The sequence below is a fragment of the Zavarzinella sp. genome (genome assembly GCA_041399155.1).
Lineage (GTDB): Bacteria > Planctomycetota > Planctomycetia > Gemmatales > Gemmataceae > JAWKTI01.
Genome location: JAWKTI010000001.1, coordinates 431,828 through 446,596, shown reverse-complemented (window position 1 = coordinate 446,596; position 14,769 = coordinate 431,828). Strand labels below are relative to the sequence as shown.

Here is a 14,769-nt window from a genome sequence, read left to right as displayed (position 1 = left end):
TGGCCGGAAACTCCATTCAAACCGCAGCCAGATTCGACATCAGGCGGGCCATCGCCACGTAGGTCACTGGTCGCGAAACCGCCGTACGAGCCTTGCCGTTGCGGTACCCCACATAGGGCTTGATGCTCAGGCAGTTACCGTTGGTCAGGACGAGCTCGAAGTAATGGATTTCATTGCTGACAGCATCCGGTTCCGTACGAAGCTGGGCAGTTTCTTCTTCCGGGGTGCATTCCACTAAACGAAATGGTTCTGAGAAACCTTTGCCGCACCCCACTAATTTTTGCAAGCGATCTTCCAGGGACAGTGCCATCCAGGGATGCTCTTCATCCAGTGAAGTTCGTAATTCATTGAGCACAATACTGAACTGGTCCACTCCTTCGGCAAACCATTCCACCTGGTGGAAGAGCTGCGGTAAATGGTCGCTCAGATAAAGCAGGTTGTTTTCGGCTGGCACCCACCGTGTGCGTGCCAGCGTATAGTAATCAGGCTTCAGCATCGATATCTCCAATTATTTCCTGTGAATGTTCGCTGCCATCAAAGGTCAGCAACATTTTGTGGTCATCGTAAACGGTTTCAACGTGGACGGGTCGGCCCCACAGTTTATTAAGATTTACTAATACATCCTGGGCTTCCTGCTCATTCAGATCTACCCCCTGGTGCTGGTGCCGCAGCAACAATTCACTGCGATTGCGGAAATTACCATCCACCACATAGATCCACGGTTTGCCAAAATTGGTCAGGCTGGTCAGCAGCTTCTGTTTAATTGCCTCGAAATCCCGGGTGTCAATGACATATTGGCGACTGTGATCATCGTATTTGAAGCCAAAAAGCTTATGCTTGGCACAGAATTCCGGTGTCATGTAGGCATCCAGCAACGTAATATCGTTGTGAATACGGCGAACTTCGAAGATTTTTTTGCGGCCAAGTCCCAGGTTTTTGTTCCAGGCCCGTTTTTCTTCCAGATTCTCGCAATTTTCGTATTCTTCCCCGAATCTGCCGGTATTCCAACGTTCTTCGATATCTCGCAGCAGTTCAATGCCTAGTTTGTAAGGATTCAATCGCCCACCACTCATTGCCATCGTACCCGAGTGGTGGTCGGCATAGTCCAGTAACTCCGAAGGGTGCAGGGCTTTTTCAGTCATGATCCGCGAATGCCAGTAACTGGCCCACCCTTCATTAATGATCTTGGTCTGTGCCTGTGGGTAAAAATAGTAGGCTTCGTTCCGCACAATCTCCAGCACATCCCGCTGCCAGGCGTGCAGTGGGGCGTGATTAATGAGAAACATCAGCACATCTTTTTCCGGCCGATCCGGAAAATGCAATTCCGGCTTCATCTGGTTAGGACGGGCCTCTTCGCGTGCTTGCTCCGGCGGATTGATATATTCGTCCATGTAGTCTTTGCTTTTGAACCGCACCGCACCACTGGGGGCATCTTCAAATTGCTGAGCCTGTACATGATGTGGGTCGGAATGTCGCTTGATTGCCAACGAATGAATATCGATCAAGTCGTCAATCGACATGCAGATATCCAGAAACTCCTCCACATTGCTTTCGCCAAACCGTTCTGCATAGCCACGGATGCGGGCACCATGGTTAGCCATTTCATCCATCATTTTGCGGTTGGTGCCAGCAAAATAAGCGTTATTTTTGAAGAAATCCACGTGCCCATAAACGTGAGCCATCACCAGTTTCTGATCAACGGTATGGTTGCACCGCATCAGGTAGGCATACGATGGATCGGTATTGATGACCATCTCGTAGATCTTGGACAGCCCATATTCGTAGCTTTTCTGCAACTCCTGATAGGCCATGCCAAACGACCAGTGGGGATACCGCGTGGGAAAGCCACCGTAGGCAGCAATCTCGTTCAGGTCATCCGAATCCACCACTTCAAAGATGGTATCGAAGAAATCCAGGCCATAATCGCGTGCGTAGCCCTCGATTTCGTCTTTTAACAGACGCAAGTGCGATGGCAGGCTGGTGTTGTAAAACATAATGCCCCCTTCAGAAGTGCCTGTTGACGAACCTTACTGGCTTCCTGCACCTCAAAACGTGGTGTGCCGTGCCGATTGTGGGGAAAAAACACATTTACGTGCTGACCCACTCTCCGCAACGACCCACCTACATTATAGACGATCTGGGCAAGGTTCCTGGTTCAGGATTTCAGAAAAATGGCCGCAACTATCTGGGAGCGAAGAAGTTGTTTTCTTTGCGAAGAAATTATGGAGTACCGTTTAGAGTTGAGGCGTAGACATTATCGCAATATAATTTGATTTTATGTTGGCATGAAATCACATGTGCCAAGATATTGCAGGGAGCAGTTACTGGGATTCTCAACCACGTTCGGTGAAAAGACACAAATGGCTGCATCTGCCATTGCTGTGCCATCAAAGCTTTTCAGCCACTGATCCGACCAGGAGGCACCTGCAACCAATTGAGCCAGTGGGACTGGCTTGCCAGTTTCAGATGGAAAAGCTTCAATGCACCCCGGCTCGTATTCATCCAACTCCACTTCTTCGATGAATTCAGAAGGAATACCATCCCCATCTTCAGTGTACGTTTCATCAATATAGTTACGCATTTCTTCGAGCGTGCGAAACCTGCCTGTTGAAATAAAAACGTGCAAAGTTACCATCGATTGCCTCATCAGTTTAATTGGCTGATATCTTATCCGGAAGACAGAAAGTGGATAGGCAGAATGGAATTTACGTTGGGCGTTCACTGAACTACTTACTTGTCTGTAAACACTACTTTCTCAACCACGATTTTTTCTTTGTTTTCTTTCAAAAACTTGGTGGTTGCTTCTTCCATCATCACATTGAAGTTTGGCCGTGGTTGACCAGGTACCACTTTGATCTGTGGTTGAACAAACCCGAACTTGTTGGGATTGATCATGTACCACAATTGGCTACGGCAGGGTTTGCTATAGTCGTTGTTTTCTGGTGTCCATGGCAGTTCTGCAAGTACATTAACGATCAGCGCACTGATTTCCTTGTCCACAGGAACTTCTTTACGCACCTTACCTTGCTCGAATGGTGTGTTGCGGTAATCATTCAGCAGGATTTTGGCTGCATTGGCACGTTCTGCCAGTTCTTTTGATTTCAGGAACTTGGCAGGATCGGCCATTACTTCTAACGTGCTGGTAATGTTCTTCAGCACGGTATCGTACTGTGGGTCTTTCTTCATCACGAATGCGCCCCAGCCTACAGGAATATAAAATTCTGCTTTGGGCAGGCTTTTGAGCAGCACAAGGCCTTCCTGATCTTTAGCAAACGTAGTGGAAGGAGCACCACCGCGACCTGGCAGTGGGCGGGCGATCCCAATTGCGGGACGCACCTGAATGAGGCCTGGTTGGGCAGGCAGAATCTGGATTTCGCCACCGTTGCCACCTCCCACATTGTTTTCAACGAAACCCACGCGAACCTGGGTCAGGCCTTTCGCACCTTTGATCGGATCAGAAATCTTGATCACGGCGATTTTGTAGGTTACTTTGACATCGGGGTTACCGTCCATGGGGCCTTCGACGGTATCTTTTTCAATTTCCAGTACCTTGCCCACAATGATCATCTCGGCACTGGTGGGATTATTGGTGGCTGCTGGAGGCAGTGCAATGCGTAATGCAAACGCATTTGTGGTTAGCCCAAGTGCCAGTGCCGTTACGGCAAGAAAACATCGTTTCAACATTTGTTAAACCTCAAGGTTGGGGATCAATCTGATGCAAAATGCAAGACCATGATCCGAGTTACTTGTTTACAGAATAATACTTTATGTGAATCTTGTTCAGATTCTCTTTCAAAAACCTAGCAGTTGATTCATCCCAAATCTTTTGAAAATCCTCTGGCTTGGCACCCACATAGGCTTTGATTTCGGGGTTCTTAAATCCATATTTTGAAGGATCAATCATCCACCACAATTTCTGTCGTGTGGGCTGATTGGCATCCGTAGACATCCAGGGCATCTCCAGCAGTGTGCTAAGCAGCAGATCGTTTAGCTCGATTTCCAGGTATTTTTCAAAAACCTGAAGGCTACCCTTTCCAGGTGGCCTCATGCGGCACTTGGTCAGAAAAATTTCTGTGGCACGGTAGCGAACATTTTTATCTTCATCTTTCAACAGGAGTAATGGATTATCCAAACACTTCAACGAAAAAAGCACTGTTTCCAATTGAGATTTATAGTCTGGTATTTTGCTGTCAATAAAGGCATTACTACCCGCGTTGGGGTAATAAATGTAATAATCTCCGGTATGGTGCAGATTCAGCACAAAAATCCCTTCGGCTCCCACCTTGGGGAGTGCTGGCATGCCAATTCCTCGATATGGCGCACCACCGAATTGCTGTTTGAGCTGCAATCCATCGCCTCCTTCAGTGTAGTCTAAGCTACCAAGTAAATTGTTTGTTGAAAAAGCCAATCGTAATTGCGTTAGGCCCTTGCAGCCCATCAGTGGCTGCTCAATTTTGATCACTGCTACCTTCATTGCCACTTTTTTTTCTTTGTTTCCTGGCGAAACTGGTAGTTCCACTTCTTCTTTCTCAATTTCAATCACTTTGCCTGTGGCAACAATATCAGCATGCAGGATACAATGATTCAATGGGAGTTGTGCAATCACTTCTGATGACTTCGACCACGCATGATTCATCATCAATAACGTGCAGAGCAATGTTAGTATCTTAGTTTTTGAGCTCATGTTGAAGTCATCCTCCGGGATAACGGAATCAGTTTACTCGGTGATCGTGTAGGCTTTGATTTGAATTTTATCCAGATTCTCTTTTAGAAACGCACTAGTTGTTTCTTCCCAGACTTTCTGAAAATCCTGAGGCTTGGCACCCACCTGGGGCTGAAAAACAGGATTCTTGAAGCCAAACTGGCTAGGGTTCAACAACCACCACAACTGCTCCCGGTTGGGCTGGGAATAATCGGTTGCTGCCCATGGCATATCCATCAGGGAGGTCAGCAGGAGTTTGTTTAATTCTGCAGAAACAGGCTTTTCAACCACTTTCCGTCCATTCGCATCGGGTGGGTAGTTGCGAATTTTCATCAGATAGATTTCTGCTGCACGCCAGCGGACATTCTTATCTTTGTCCTTGAGTGCTGCAAGTGGATCTTCCAAACACTTCAGCGAATCACGCACTGCTGCCAGATCTGCTTTGTAGGTGGGTCGTTTACTGTCAATAAACCCATTGAAACCGGCAGTAGGCGAAAAGATATAGTAATCGCCCGTATGGTGCAGGTTCAGCATGAAAATGCCTTCTGCACCCTGGGTGGGAACGGGCATACCGAAACCAGGTGCAGGTGCACCAAAATTGGGCTGTCGTTTGTTGAATTGAATACCTGGTGCCGGAAGGTCAAACGCAGGTCCGGGCCCACCCACAAGGGAAGCAGGAAAGGCAACGCGAAGTTGAGTTAAACCTTTGCAGCCCAGCAATGGCTCTTCAATTTTGATCACTGCCACCTTCATCGCAATCTTCTGTTCTTTATTCTGGGGTGCGATTGGCAGTTCGACCTGCTCTTTTTCGATTTCCAGAATTTTCCCAACGGCAAGCACATTTGCATGGATTAACGAACGTGCCACAGGTTGCTGTGGAGCATATGCAACAGGTTTTGACCAAGACTGACCCGTGAAACAAAGAGTGCACAAGAACACAGGAAGTATGCGATCTAACATCATTCTCCTACCCCATCCTCTGTGGGAACAATCGCCCCACAACAATGCAGACGAGGCAAAAGTTCAAACAGATTGGCGATAAAAATTATTTATCAGAATTTTTGGTAGAAACTTGTAAAGAACAAGCAAGATAAATGCCTACTATTTTAATAAGCATAGTAAGGAATAGAAGAAAGAATAGGGTGAGTGACGGGATTCGAACCCGCGACGTCCAGTGCCACAAACTGGTGCTCTATCCAACTGAGCTACACCCACCATAAGTGTGCAATTATGCTACGTATGCACTATTCAATCGACAAGTCTGTTCAGAAAAGGTTCATTGCCCTGCCCGGAATAAGTGGTGGAATATGTTTGTAATTCCCACAAAATTACTGGTAGAATAGATGAAGTTTAGCGATTGATCGCTGTTGGAAACGTTCCTCTTCTTGTCGTAAGTACTTGTTATGAAAAACTTTGCAGCAATTTTCCTGTTCCTTGGGTGCCTGGCACCTTCCTTTGCATTACCGGAGCCGGTTTTCTGGCAGAAGACCGTGCTGGACACCAAATTCCGTACGGAAGGGGTGGCTGTCGGCGATGTCAACAAAGACGGCAAAATGGACATCCTGAACGGCGAATTCTGGTACGAAGGGCCCGATTGGAAGCCCCACGAGATGCAGAAACCGGGTAACCATGGCACAGGCGAAAATGGTTACAGCAAAATTTTTGCGTGCTGGACTGATGACATCAACAAGGATGGCTGGGTGGATCTGATTGTGATCGACTTCCCCGGTGCTCCCTGCTACTGGATGGAAAATCCACAAGGGAAAGCAGAACATTGGAAAAAGCACACCATCTGGCACAGTGCGTGCAATGAAACCCCACTTTACGCCGACTTGTTTGGGAATGGTAAACGGGTATTGATCATGGGTTTTCAGCCCAAAAACACCCCAGCCACGGCAAACATGGGGCAAATGGCCTGGTTTGCACCCGGTAAAGATGTGACAGCAACCTGGGAAATGCACTCAATCAGCGAACCAAGTGTGCCCCCACAGATGAAAGATGGCAAAATCGTGCCCAATACCGGGAAAATTGTGCCCGGTACCTTCCGATTTTCCCACGGTCTTGGTGTGGGGGATATGAACAAGGACGGTCGCCAGGATGTGATCTGCACTGGTGGCTGGTGGGAACAACCTGCCAAAGAAACTGGATCACCGTGGACTTTTCATGCCGCCAATCTGGGTGATAGTTGTGCCGATATGTTTGCCGTCGATATGGACAATGATGGCAAAATGGACGTGGTCAGTTCCAGTGCCCACCGATTCGGGATTTGGTGGCACCAGCAGAAAAGCGGTAACTCCTTTGCTCAAAAGGACTTATTCCGCGAACTGCTTTCTGAAACGCATGCCATGCACTACAAGGATATTGATGGAGATGGCCAGCCAGATCTGATTACAGGCAAACGATTCTGGTCCCACGGCAGGCGGGAACCGGGTGCCAACTGGCCTGCGATGCTCTACTGGTTCAAAGCCACGCGGGCGAAAGATGGTTTGCTGGAATTCAAGCCGCAAGTGATTGATATCGATTCCGGCGTGGGCACCCAGTTTGCCGTCGAAGACATTAATGGTGATGGTTTGCTGGATGTTGCCGTTTCCAATAAACGTGGCGTTTTTGTGATTCTACAGGTGAAAAAAGAATCCCCTGCAGTGTCGCAAGGAAATTAAACTGTGTCATAGCGGGCTTAGCGCCCCAAAATCACAACTATTTTTTCTTTGCCTTTGCTTCCGCTTGAAGTTGTTTCACCAGCCCGCTAATCAATTTCCAATGAGCGGCACTGACAGGCATCACCGACAATCGAGAAATACGAATCAGCTCCCATTCGTGTAAGTCTTCACATTCTTTCATCTGTTTGAGTGTCAAAGGAATTGGCCACTTTTTCAGTGGCTTTACTTCCACCAGTGGGCGGGATTTGGGATTTTCCGGGTCTTCCAGTGTCATCGAAACCACTTCCATTTCGCCCACAATCGCTTTTTCTTTGCCAGAGTGGTAAAACAGGATTATGTCGCCTGCTTTCATGCTTCGCATGTGGGACAGCGCAAGCGCATTATTCACCCCATCCCATACAGTTTGCCCATCTTCCTCTAATTGAGTCCACGAATAGCAATCCGGTTCTTGTTTACAAAGCCATCTTTTCATTGAAAATCCCACAGTAATCATTGTGTTGATGATTTAGTTTAGTGTGGTGCGGTGGTAATTTTCCCTACCACAAAAAATCGCGCAAGTGGGGACCGGTTTCCCGTTCTTAAACTGCCTGCCGAACGAACCTGCACAAGCAACGATTGCTCCATGCACCATAACCTTCGCGAATTGTGCGAAGCCAGCCTGAAAATGAGAAAATGATGAAAATTTCTGATCCGAGCAAAATAGAGTTCCTTCACTTGCGAAATAATATCAGAAAGCCCAATAATGGTTTGAAAAACGATATGAACGATCAACTTTGTAAAATTGTGAAACGAACGGCCAGCGGGGTTCATTCCCAGTTGTCCCACCTGCCAGCCGAAGTGGTGAAAGTCGGCCGCACGGTAAAGATTCAAAGCCCTTGTGGCTGCTGGGATGATGAGTGGGTGATCCACGAAATTTACCATGGCAACGAACCTGCACATCTGGAAACCGATTTTGTTGGTTCGTCAACGACGATTTGCTGCTGAACCCCACCGAATTTTTGCGAATTGCCCACCATTTCCTGAGCCCGACTAATATAACAACTTAATTATGCAGTGATTCTTCCAAACCTCTTCCGGTGGTAGAAGTGTTTTCCTATTTAAGTACGCACACACCGAAATCTGTTGCGGAATTGTGTGAAAAAGTCTGCGAATTGACCAGCACACGGCAAGCAATTGCGCCTTCAGGGAATGGCACCCTTCAGCACATTGGTGGTAATTTTCGGCAGGCGGTTCATCAAATTCGGCTGACAGAATTAAACCAAGTGATCGATTACCCCGCACGCGACATGACGATCACTGTGGGTGCGGGCATCACATTAAAGAAACTTAATGAGATTTTGCTCACAGAAGGTCAGCAATTGGCTGTGGATTGCCCACTGCCCGAAATGACCACCATGGGAGGTGCGATTGCAGTCAATACCAGTGGACCAAGACGCTTCGGATTAGGCACCTTGCGGGATTACCTGATCGGCATCAGTTTTGTCAATAACCTTGGAGAAGTAGCCAGCGCAGGTGGCCGAGTGGTCAAAAATGTTGCGGGTTACGACCTGATGAAACTGATGACTGGTTCGCTGGGCACTCTGGGAATCATCACGCAGGTAACATTGAAATTAAAGCCCATCCCCGAAGCCAAAGCAGCAATGATCGTCCCACTGAGCAAGATGCAGCTACCAGCATTAATGGAATTACTGAACAAAACCCAGACCAGACCGGTGGTGCAACAATGGTGGAACGCACCCACAGCAGAAACGATGATTGCATTTGAAGATAACCGCCCCGCCGTGGAGTGGTCAATATCGACGATCGCAAAAGAACTTCAGGGTGCTGGTTTCAACAGCTTTGTTCATCTTGATTCCAACGAGTATCAGAACAAGTTACAGAACCTCACCAATTTCTCATATTCTGCAGATCATCCCATGACGTGGAAGGCGGTCTTTCGCCCATCTCGCACCGTGGCGTTCTGTCAGCACCTGCTGGAAAAATATGAAGGGGCGCTGAACGTGCATCTGGGTAACGGTATTGTGTTTGGCTGGCTGAATGGACAAGAAAATGATGCCCACTGTCGGCTGGTGCATACCGAGTTGGTTCAAAAAGTACACCAGCACGGTGGGATGTTCACTGTGCTGCAACACCCACCCAGTATTGCAGAATCGTTAGAACTGTGGGGCGACGGCGGTGCAGAACGTGTCTTGATGAAGAATATCAAACTCCACCTCGACCCGGCTTCCACGTTTAATCCAGGCAGATTTGTCGATGGTATCTAGGAATTTCGCTGGGACTTAGAAGAGTAGTGTTGATTCGGTCATACGACTTGCTAATCGGTTTGTAACAATTGGATTTTCGAAAACATCATTTCAAATTGCTGATCAAACAGGCAAATTTTCATAAATCGTTGTTGCATTAAATTTCTCTTCAGTTACGATGAAGTTTTTTTTATGGATTCCCATTATGAAACTTGCACGTCGATCTGGATTTACGTTGATTGAATTGTTGGTAGTGATTGCCATCATTGCTATTCTGATTGGTCTTCTGCTCCCTGCAGTACAGAAAGTGCGGGAGGCAGCCAATCGTTCCAAGTGCACCAATAATCTGAAGCAACTCGCGATTGCTATGCACAGTTATGAAGGCGCGCACGGGCATTTTCCTGCGGGACAACCCCAGGGCTATTACTTTGGAAACAACTGGTATACCACAGCAGGTATTCTGGATTTCAATCGTAGTTGTTGGGTGGGGCCCATTCTGTCCCACTTCGAGCAAACGGCTCTCAGCAATCAGTATGAAGCCCATTTGCAAACTGGCGTTGGTCATACTCTCAGCCAGGCGTATTCAAGAGTCAAAATTCCGATTCTGGCCTGTCCATCTGATCCCAACGCACCCAAAGTTTCCACGTTAAATCAGGGATTACACACCAGTTACCTGGTTTGTCATGGTTCCAGTTTTTCAACGACTGCTGCCGACCCTCGTGGGCAGAATTGTAATGGGATCTTCTATGGTTTGAGCAAAACCACCCACGGTGCCATTACCGATGGCACCTCGAATACACTGTTCTTCAGCGAAATTCTGCAGTCACCTGATACTGGATCCCATGATGTCCGTGGGAGAATCTGGAATTCGATCCATGCCGGCACCACACTTTCCACCCTTTACCCGCCGAATACCACCGTCGGAGACAATGTACAGGGTTATTGCGTAGCCATTCCGAATGTTCCCTGTGCGGCACAATCCACTGGCAATAATTACATGTCTGCTCGCAGTCGACATACCGGAGGGGTCAATGCCTGTCTTGCGGATGGTTCCGTACGATTCGTACGAAGTTCTGTAACGCCAGCAGCCTGGACCGCAATGGGTTCACGTAACGGTGGCGAGACAAACCAGATTGATTAGTCAATCGGTGGCCAGGCTATTGCAGATGACAGGTTCCAAGGTGAAGTAACATCCTCTCCACGCTCAAGAACACTTGAGATTCGAAGTACTATTCCTTTTTCTGTTCTGGCGGTTTTTTGAGAAAATCTTCCCAGTCTTTCAGCCTATCCAGAAAGTGTCGTGCAGGTGCAATCGATTCCCGCCGAGCTTTCAGATATCCGTATGCACGATCGACTGTCATCTTCTCGCGAAACATGATATAGGCAAGCACTAGAAATGCCGCCTGATTGTTTCCGGTGCTGTCGTAAACATACACTGTTTTTTCCAGCAGCAATTGTTCGTTGATTGTGGCCACCTGTTCCTGCAACCATTCCACAGGTGGTGCAGCACCGGCATCGGCAACATCAAGCCAGCGATGCACCTGCACATCGTACTTGTTCTGATTCACAGGCGATAAATTAATGACCACCTCTGTATCGGCAGGTGGCACTGGTTCAGCCCCGCCCAGCCACAGGCGACCTTCCACCTGGGAATAATTGGGCGGTGTGCGTGTCAGTTTTAAAATCAGCCCACGTGCAAACAAAATACCCGGAATGATAATCAATCCGAGCAAAAACAGTTTTTGGAAATGGTTACTGCGCAAGGTTTTATCCGCCAGGCGAACACAATTCGTCGAGTTTTTCCCGGGATGACAGCCCGAATCGACCTGTTGCGAAAGAATACTACTATAATTCTAGTATTCCACCACACCAAGAGGTAAACCATGTTCAAAACGTTGTTACCCGGAACGTTGTTCATTCTGCTCCCCACCTTCCTGTTTGCACAACCGCCGAAAAAGGACCCTGCTGATGAAAAGGCAGCATGGATGTTTGTCAAAAATGCATTCGATAAGATCGAACTGAGCCGTGGGACCATTGTTGAAACGCCCCACCTGGTGGTTGGTGCAGAACTGATTGAATCGAAAAACAAACTGTTTGCTGCCAAACTGGAACGACATTATCTGGCTACTCAGAAACTGCTGCGGATGCCAGACAGTGAACTGCCTAAAAAGTTTATTATGGTTGCGATTGCTTCCAAAGATCCGTTTGATAACTACATTCGACTCGTTGTTCGCCGAAGACCGGAACGCGACGAAACGTACGTCGTCGAAAGCAAGTCGGATTTACCGAGTATCGTGTTCTACAACCGAGATGAAAATCGGCCGGAAACCGAGGCACAGAAACTACTTGCTCTCAGCTTGTTACAACGAAAATCGGGCAACGCAGTTTTCCCAAGTTGGATGAAAGAAGGATTCGCGAAGGCGGTGGAATGGCGTTCCGGCTCTCCCACCATGGCTAAAGATCGTGCCGCAATTGCAAAAATCATCGGCCGCTATCCAACGATCGTTCCAAAAGGTGTCAACATTCCCACCTATGCCGATTGGGCATGGCAGGCGGATAAAGAAGGAAACGATCTGATTGCTGCCAGCATCATGGATTATTTCACCACTGGTCCTGGTATGGAAAAGTTTCCACAGGTGATGGCTGGTCTGGTGCCTGGTGAGGGAAACGATAACCCCAGCTTTGAACGAGCAATGATGTCGCTGGAATGGTCGATTGCCGACCTGGATAAAGATTGGCGAACCTGGCTGGCACGTGGGGCACGCCCGCACACTCCCGCACCCAAGAAGAAGTAAGTGTTTTCAAGTTGTCAAAGATCAAATCATCTGCATGAAAACATTTTCACGCTAATATAATATATCCACGAGAAAATTGAAAATCAGAATTTTCTCTCTGCTCGTGGGGAAAATTGTTGCCCTTCATGTTCGTAAATCTTTGCAGGGCAATTACTTACGGTAACCAGAACTTTTTTGTGAATTTTCCCAAAATCGCGATCACCCGATTTTCGATTTCAGTGCATCAAAGATTGGTCAGTTTAAGGTTGAGTCTGGAATCGCTGAAATAATTATTACAGCAAAAAATCATGTTTAGGTATAAATCAACAAATGATTAGATTATTAAGAGCTTTACGAACAGCATTTATTCGATTTCCAACGTTATTCGGAGATGATTGGTCTCCGAATGTGAAAGAATGCTTGGCTTTGTATTGGTTTAAAAAAGAATATCCTCAGCGCTATTTACTTACATACTTTCAACTTTGCGATGAGAAATTTGAAAACATATTATATATCTCATTTCAACCAACTTCTGATAAATTGGTTACACCTACACCTTATACAGCTTACAGAATTCAGATGGCAGAGAATATTGCAATAGAATTAGATTTGAGTAAGGATGAAAATTCAGTTTACTTGCTGAACAAACGGGCGTACTTGCCATCTCACGAGCTATAAACATTCCACAGCCAATAGCATTAGAATTTTCAAAACAAAAGGGAATTTTCTGTAATGGCGAACTATTTTCAACTTTTTTCCATTTTTTCTGTCAGAATTCCTTGCAAGCATCGTTAATATGTTATTAAGTACACTATCGATGTGTGCTGACGCCTCAGCTTCAATGGAGTTTTCAACAATGAACAGGTACCGGTTTTTCTCATCTGCATAAGTTAACAGACACCACGTGGGAAATTGTTTCTCACCTGGTAAGCCCGAACGAGCTACCAGATTTCAGGCCACCGTGGGTGATTTATGAACGGAGATCCTTCAGCCGCAGAGCCCAAAGGCAGTTGGCAGCGATTGTTTCATCAGAGCACGCGCCCGGTGTATCTGTTGAACATGCGCAGACGCCTGCGCTATGGCAATCCTGCACTGGAGCGATTAATCAAGCTACCACTGGATGCGGTGCTGCATGAACAATGCCGTCCCCTGAAACTGAATCCCGATCTGCCTTCCAACGTGCGGCATATTCTGCAGGCACTGTCACCGCCCAAAGAGGCAATTCACGGAAGAACAGTGCGAGTTCGACGACCAGTTCCACCGGCTCGTCAGGGGCCACCCTGGTGGGAAATACTGTTCATTCCAATATTGCACGATCAGAATGTGACAGCGATTCTGGCAATGATTGACTCAATTGCCCCTTCCGAAGGTGCCCCAACGAAAAGCCTTCCTGAAGCATGGGTGGCCATGCGTCAAGAGATTCTGCACGCTACCCAGGAAGAGGATGGGGAGCGCACGCTGGTGCAACAGCGAATTGATGCCCAGGTGGCACTGGCCGGGCAAACTACCGCACCTGTATGGATTGTGGGTGAAGCGGGAACGGGCAAGAAAGAAGTGGCACGGCGTATCCATTTCGAAGGTGTGCACCGCGAAAAATCAATCGTCACGATCGATTGCCTCGGGGTGCAGCCGTACCTCATTCGCAGTTTGCTGTTTGGTCAACTGGGCCTGGCCAGTTCCCCCCACCTGGGAACATTGCTGATTGTGGATCCAGAGCACCTTCCACTGGATCTGCAGGCAGAGTTCATTGAATGGCATCGTGAACAGGACGTGGTGCCCAGGGTAATCGTTGCTACGTGCCAGCCTTCGCGTGTGCTTGCGGAATTTCGCAATCGTTTTTCGGTGATTGATATCTACCTGCCATCGCTGGCGAACCGAAAAGATGAAGTCGATCGTCGCGTGCGGCAATTTATTGAACTGCGACAATTACCCCCACCTGCAGCTGATTTTCTGCCCGCAATGCAGGCGTGGAGCTGGCCGAAGAACTTTGTTGAACTTGATGAAACATTGCGAAGTGCAGCAGATCATGCGAAAGACCAGCCACTTCAGGCGGTACATCTGCCAAGACGCATCCGCGATCACCTGATGGAATTGCAACTGCTGCCAGCAAAAGAAGATCCCACGTCGCGGCTGCCGTTAGAAGAGGTTTTGGCCCAGGTGGAAAGTCGGATGATTCGGATAGCATTGAAAAAATGTCGCAACGATTTACAGCGTGCCGCCCACCACCTGGGGATTACAAAAATGCGCTTAACCCGCCGCATGAAGGCGTTGGGCATTGAATAATTCCGATACCAGCAGATCAGATATGGGCAAGATCTCACAGGCTGCCATCAATTTAATTGACAATCATCCGCTGGCATCAGACAATATCCCCTTTACAGGATTTCCCT

General features: G+C 47.7%; 16 protein-coding genes and 1 tRNA gene. 8 read left to right on the top strand and 9 right to left on the bottom strand.

Translation table 11 applies throughout. The features are described from left to right. Nucleotides 1-16: 16 nt before the first annotated feature. Together R3B84_01935 and R3B84_01930 are read right to left on the bottom strand one after the other, a co-directional pair. Nucleotides 17-496 (bottom strand): hypothetical protein, encoded by a 480-nt coding sequence (locus R3B84_01935; GenBank protein MEZ6139306.1) that lies wholly within the window; start codon nt 494-496, stop codon nt 17-19. Beyond that, entirely contained in the window at nt 483-1,994 is a 1,512-nt protein-coding gene (locus R3B84_01930) for a SpoVR family protein (GenBank protein MEZ6139305.1), read from the bottom strand. Before R3B84_01930 ends, R3B84_01935 begins: the two co-directional genes overlap by 14 nt. Before the next feature lie 23 nt (nt 1,995-2,017). Between R3B84_01930 and R3B84_01925 the strand changes: the two genes are divergently transcribed. Next, on the top strand, nt 2,018-2,251 hold the full coding sequence (locus R3B84_01925) for a hypothetical protein (GenBank protein ID MEZ6139304.1): 234 nt from the start codon (nt 2,018-2,020) through the stop codon (nt 2,249-2,251). A 24-nt stretch (nt 2,252-2,275) separates the two neighbouring features. Here R3B84_01925 and R3B84_01920 read toward each other — a convergent pair whose 3' ends face one another. The 5 genes from R3B84_01920 to R3B84_01900 form a co-directional block, all read right to left on the bottom strand. Further along, nucleotides 2,276-2,635: an immunity 22 family protein gene (locus R3B84_01920; GenBank protein ID MEZ6139303.1), complete on the bottom strand. Its 360-nt coding sequence runs from the start codon at nt 2,633-2,635 to the stop codon at nt 2,276-2,278. A gap of 95 nt (nt 2,636-2,730) precedes the next feature. Beyond that, nucleotides 2,731-3,684 (bottom strand): hypothetical protein, encoded by a 954-nt coding sequence (locus R3B84_01915; protein MEZ6139302.1) that lies wholly within the window; start codon nt 3,682-3,684, stop codon nt 2,731-2,733. Nucleotides 3,685-3,742: 58 nt separating this feature from the next. Further along, complete coding sequence (locus R3B84_01910) at nt 3,743-4,684, bottom strand: hypothetical protein (protein ID MEZ6139301.1); 942 nt, start codon at nt 4,682-4,684, stop codon at nt 3,743-3,745. Nucleotides 4,685-4,717: 33 nt separating this feature from the next. Beyond that, on the bottom strand, nt 4,718-5,665 hold the full coding sequence (locus R3B84_01905) for a hypothetical protein (GenBank protein MEZ6139300.1): 948 nt from the start codon (nt 5,663-5,665) through the stop codon (nt 4,718-4,720). A gap of 178 nt (nt 5,666-5,843) precedes the next feature. Then, a tRNA-His gene (locus R3B84_01900) sits at nt 5,844-5,917 on the bottom strand. A gap of 188 nt (nt 5,918-6,105) precedes the next feature. Here R3B84_01900 and R3B84_01895 point away from each other — a divergent pair. Then, the gene (locus tag R3B84_01895; protein MEZ6139299.1) at nt 6,106-7,362 is read left to right on the top strand and encodes a VCBS repeat-containing protein; all 1,257 of its coding nucleotides are present in this window, start codon (nt 6,106-6,108) and stop codon (nt 7,360-7,362) included. A gap of 37 nt (nt 7,363-7,399) precedes the next feature. Here the strand turns inward: R3B84_01895 and R3B84_01890 are convergent, their stop codons facing one another. Next, nucleotides 7,400-7,834: an EVE domain-containing protein gene (locus R3B84_01890; protein MEZ6139298.1), complete on the bottom strand. Its 435-nt coding sequence runs from the start codon at nt 7,832-7,834 to the stop codon at nt 7,400-7,402. Between the two features lie 287 nt (nt 7,835-8,121). Here R3B84_01890 and R3B84_01885 point away from each other — a divergent pair, with 287 nt between their 5' ends. The 3 genes from R3B84_01885 (at nt 8,122) to R3B84_01875 (ending at nt 10,746) form a co-directional block, all read left to right on the top strand. After that, a complete protein-coding gene (locus tag R3B84_01885) occupies nt 8,122-8,346 on the top strand; it encodes a hypothetical protein (GenBank protein ID MEZ6139297.1) in 225 nt (74 codons plus the stop codon). A 101-nt stretch (nt 8,347-8,447) separates the two neighbouring features. Next, the gene (locus R3B84_01880; protein MEZ6139296.1) at nt 8,448-9,626 is read left to right on the top strand and encodes an FAD-binding oxidoreductase; all 1,179 of its coding nucleotides are present in this window, start codon (nt 8,448-8,450) and stop codon (nt 9,624-9,626) included. A gap of 184 nt (nt 9,627-9,810) precedes the next feature. Beyond that, entirely contained in the window at nt 9,811-10,746 is a 936-nt protein-coding gene (locus R3B84_01875) for a DUF1559 domain-containing protein (protein ID MEZ6139295.1), read from the top strand. A gap of 88 nt (nt 10,747-10,834) precedes the next feature. Here the strand turns inward: R3B84_01875 and R3B84_01870 are convergent, their stop codons facing one another. Continuing rightward, the gene (locus R3B84_01870; protein ID MEZ6139294.1) at nt 10,835-11,368 is read right to left on the bottom strand and encodes a dual specificity protein phosphatase; all 534 of its coding nucleotides are present in this window, start codon (nt 11,366-11,368) and stop codon (nt 10,835-10,837) included. 120 nt (nt 11,369-11,488) lie between these two features. Between R3B84_01870 and R3B84_01865 the strand changes: the two genes are divergently transcribed. The 3 genes from R3B84_01865 to R3B84_01855 all read left to right on the top strand — a co-directional run bounded on the left by R3B84_01865 (nt 11,489) and on the right by R3B84_01855 (nt 14,662). Beyond that, nucleotides 11,489-12,400: a hypothetical protein gene (locus tag R3B84_01865; GenBank protein MEZ6139293.1), complete on the top strand. Its 912-nt coding sequence runs from the start codon at nt 11,489-11,491 to the stop codon at nt 12,398-12,400. A 309-nt stretch (nt 12,401-12,709) separates the two neighbouring features. Beyond that, nucleotides 12,710-13,057, top strand: a complete 348-nt coding sequence (locus tag R3B84_01860) for a hypothetical protein (protein MEZ6139292.1) — start codon at nt 12,710-12,712, stop codon at nt 13,055-13,057. A gap of 294 nt (nt 13,058-13,351) precedes the next feature. Further along, entirely contained in the window at nt 13,352-14,662 is a 1,311-nt protein-coding gene (locus tag R3B84_01855; GenBank protein MEZ6139291.1) for a sigma 54-interacting transcriptional regulator, read from the top strand. Nucleotides 14,663-14,769: the final 107 nt, after the last annotated feature.

Excerpts from the sequence above, each read along its gene's own strand:
- R3B84_01930 (MEZ6139305.1), bottom strand. The coding sequence starts at position 1,994 with ATGTTTTACAACACCAGCCTGCCATCGCACTTGCGTCTGTTAAAAGAC.
- R3B84_01855 (MEZ6139291.1), top strand. The coding sequence starts at position 13,352 with ATGAACGGAGATCCTTCAGCCGCAGAGCCCAAAGGCAGTTGGCAGCGA.
- R3B84_01860 (MEZ6139292.1), top strand. The coding sequence starts at position 12,710 with ATGATTAGATTATTAAGAGCTTTACGAACAGCATTTATTCGATTTCCA.
- R3B84_01905 (MEZ6139300.1), bottom strand. The coding sequence starts at position 5,665 with ATGATGTTAGATCGCATACTTCCTGTGTTCTTGTGCACTCTTTGTTTC.
- R3B84_01885 (MEZ6139297.1), top strand. The coding sequence starts at position 8,122 with ATGAACGATCAACTTTGTAAAATTGTGAAACGAACGGCCAGCGGGGTT.
- R3B84_01915 (MEZ6139302.1), bottom strand. The coding sequence starts at position 3,684 with ATGTTGAAACGATGTTTTCTTGCCGTAACGGCACTGGCACTTGGGCTA.
- R3B84_01875 (MEZ6139295.1), top strand. The coding sequence starts at position 9,811 with ATGAAACTTGCACGTCGATCTGGATTTACGTTGATTGAATTGTTGGTA.
- R3B84_01895 (MEZ6139299.1), top strand. The coding sequence starts at position 6,106 with ATGAAAAACTTTGCAGCAATTTTCCTGTTCCTTGGGTGCCTGGCACCT.
- R3B84_01920 (MEZ6139303.1), bottom strand. The coding sequence starts at position 2,635 with ATGGTAACTTTGCACGTTTTTATTTCAACAGGCAGGTTTCGCACGCTC.
- R3B84_01890 (MEZ6139298.1), bottom strand. The coding sequence starts at position 7,834 with ATGAAAAGATGGCTTTGTAAACAAGAACCGGATTGCTATTCGTGGACT.
- R3B84_01935 (MEZ6139306.1), bottom strand. The coding sequence starts at position 496 with ATGCTGAAGCCTGATTACTATACGCTGGCACGCACACGGTGGGTGCCA.
- R3B84_01910 (MEZ6139301.1), bottom strand. The coding sequence starts at position 4,684 with ATGAGCTCAAAAACTAAGATACTAACATTGCTCTGCACGTTATTGATG.
- R3B84_01865 (MEZ6139293.1), top strand. The coding sequence starts at position 11,489 with ATGTTCAAAACGTTGTTACCCGGAACGTTGTTCATTCTGCTCCCCACC.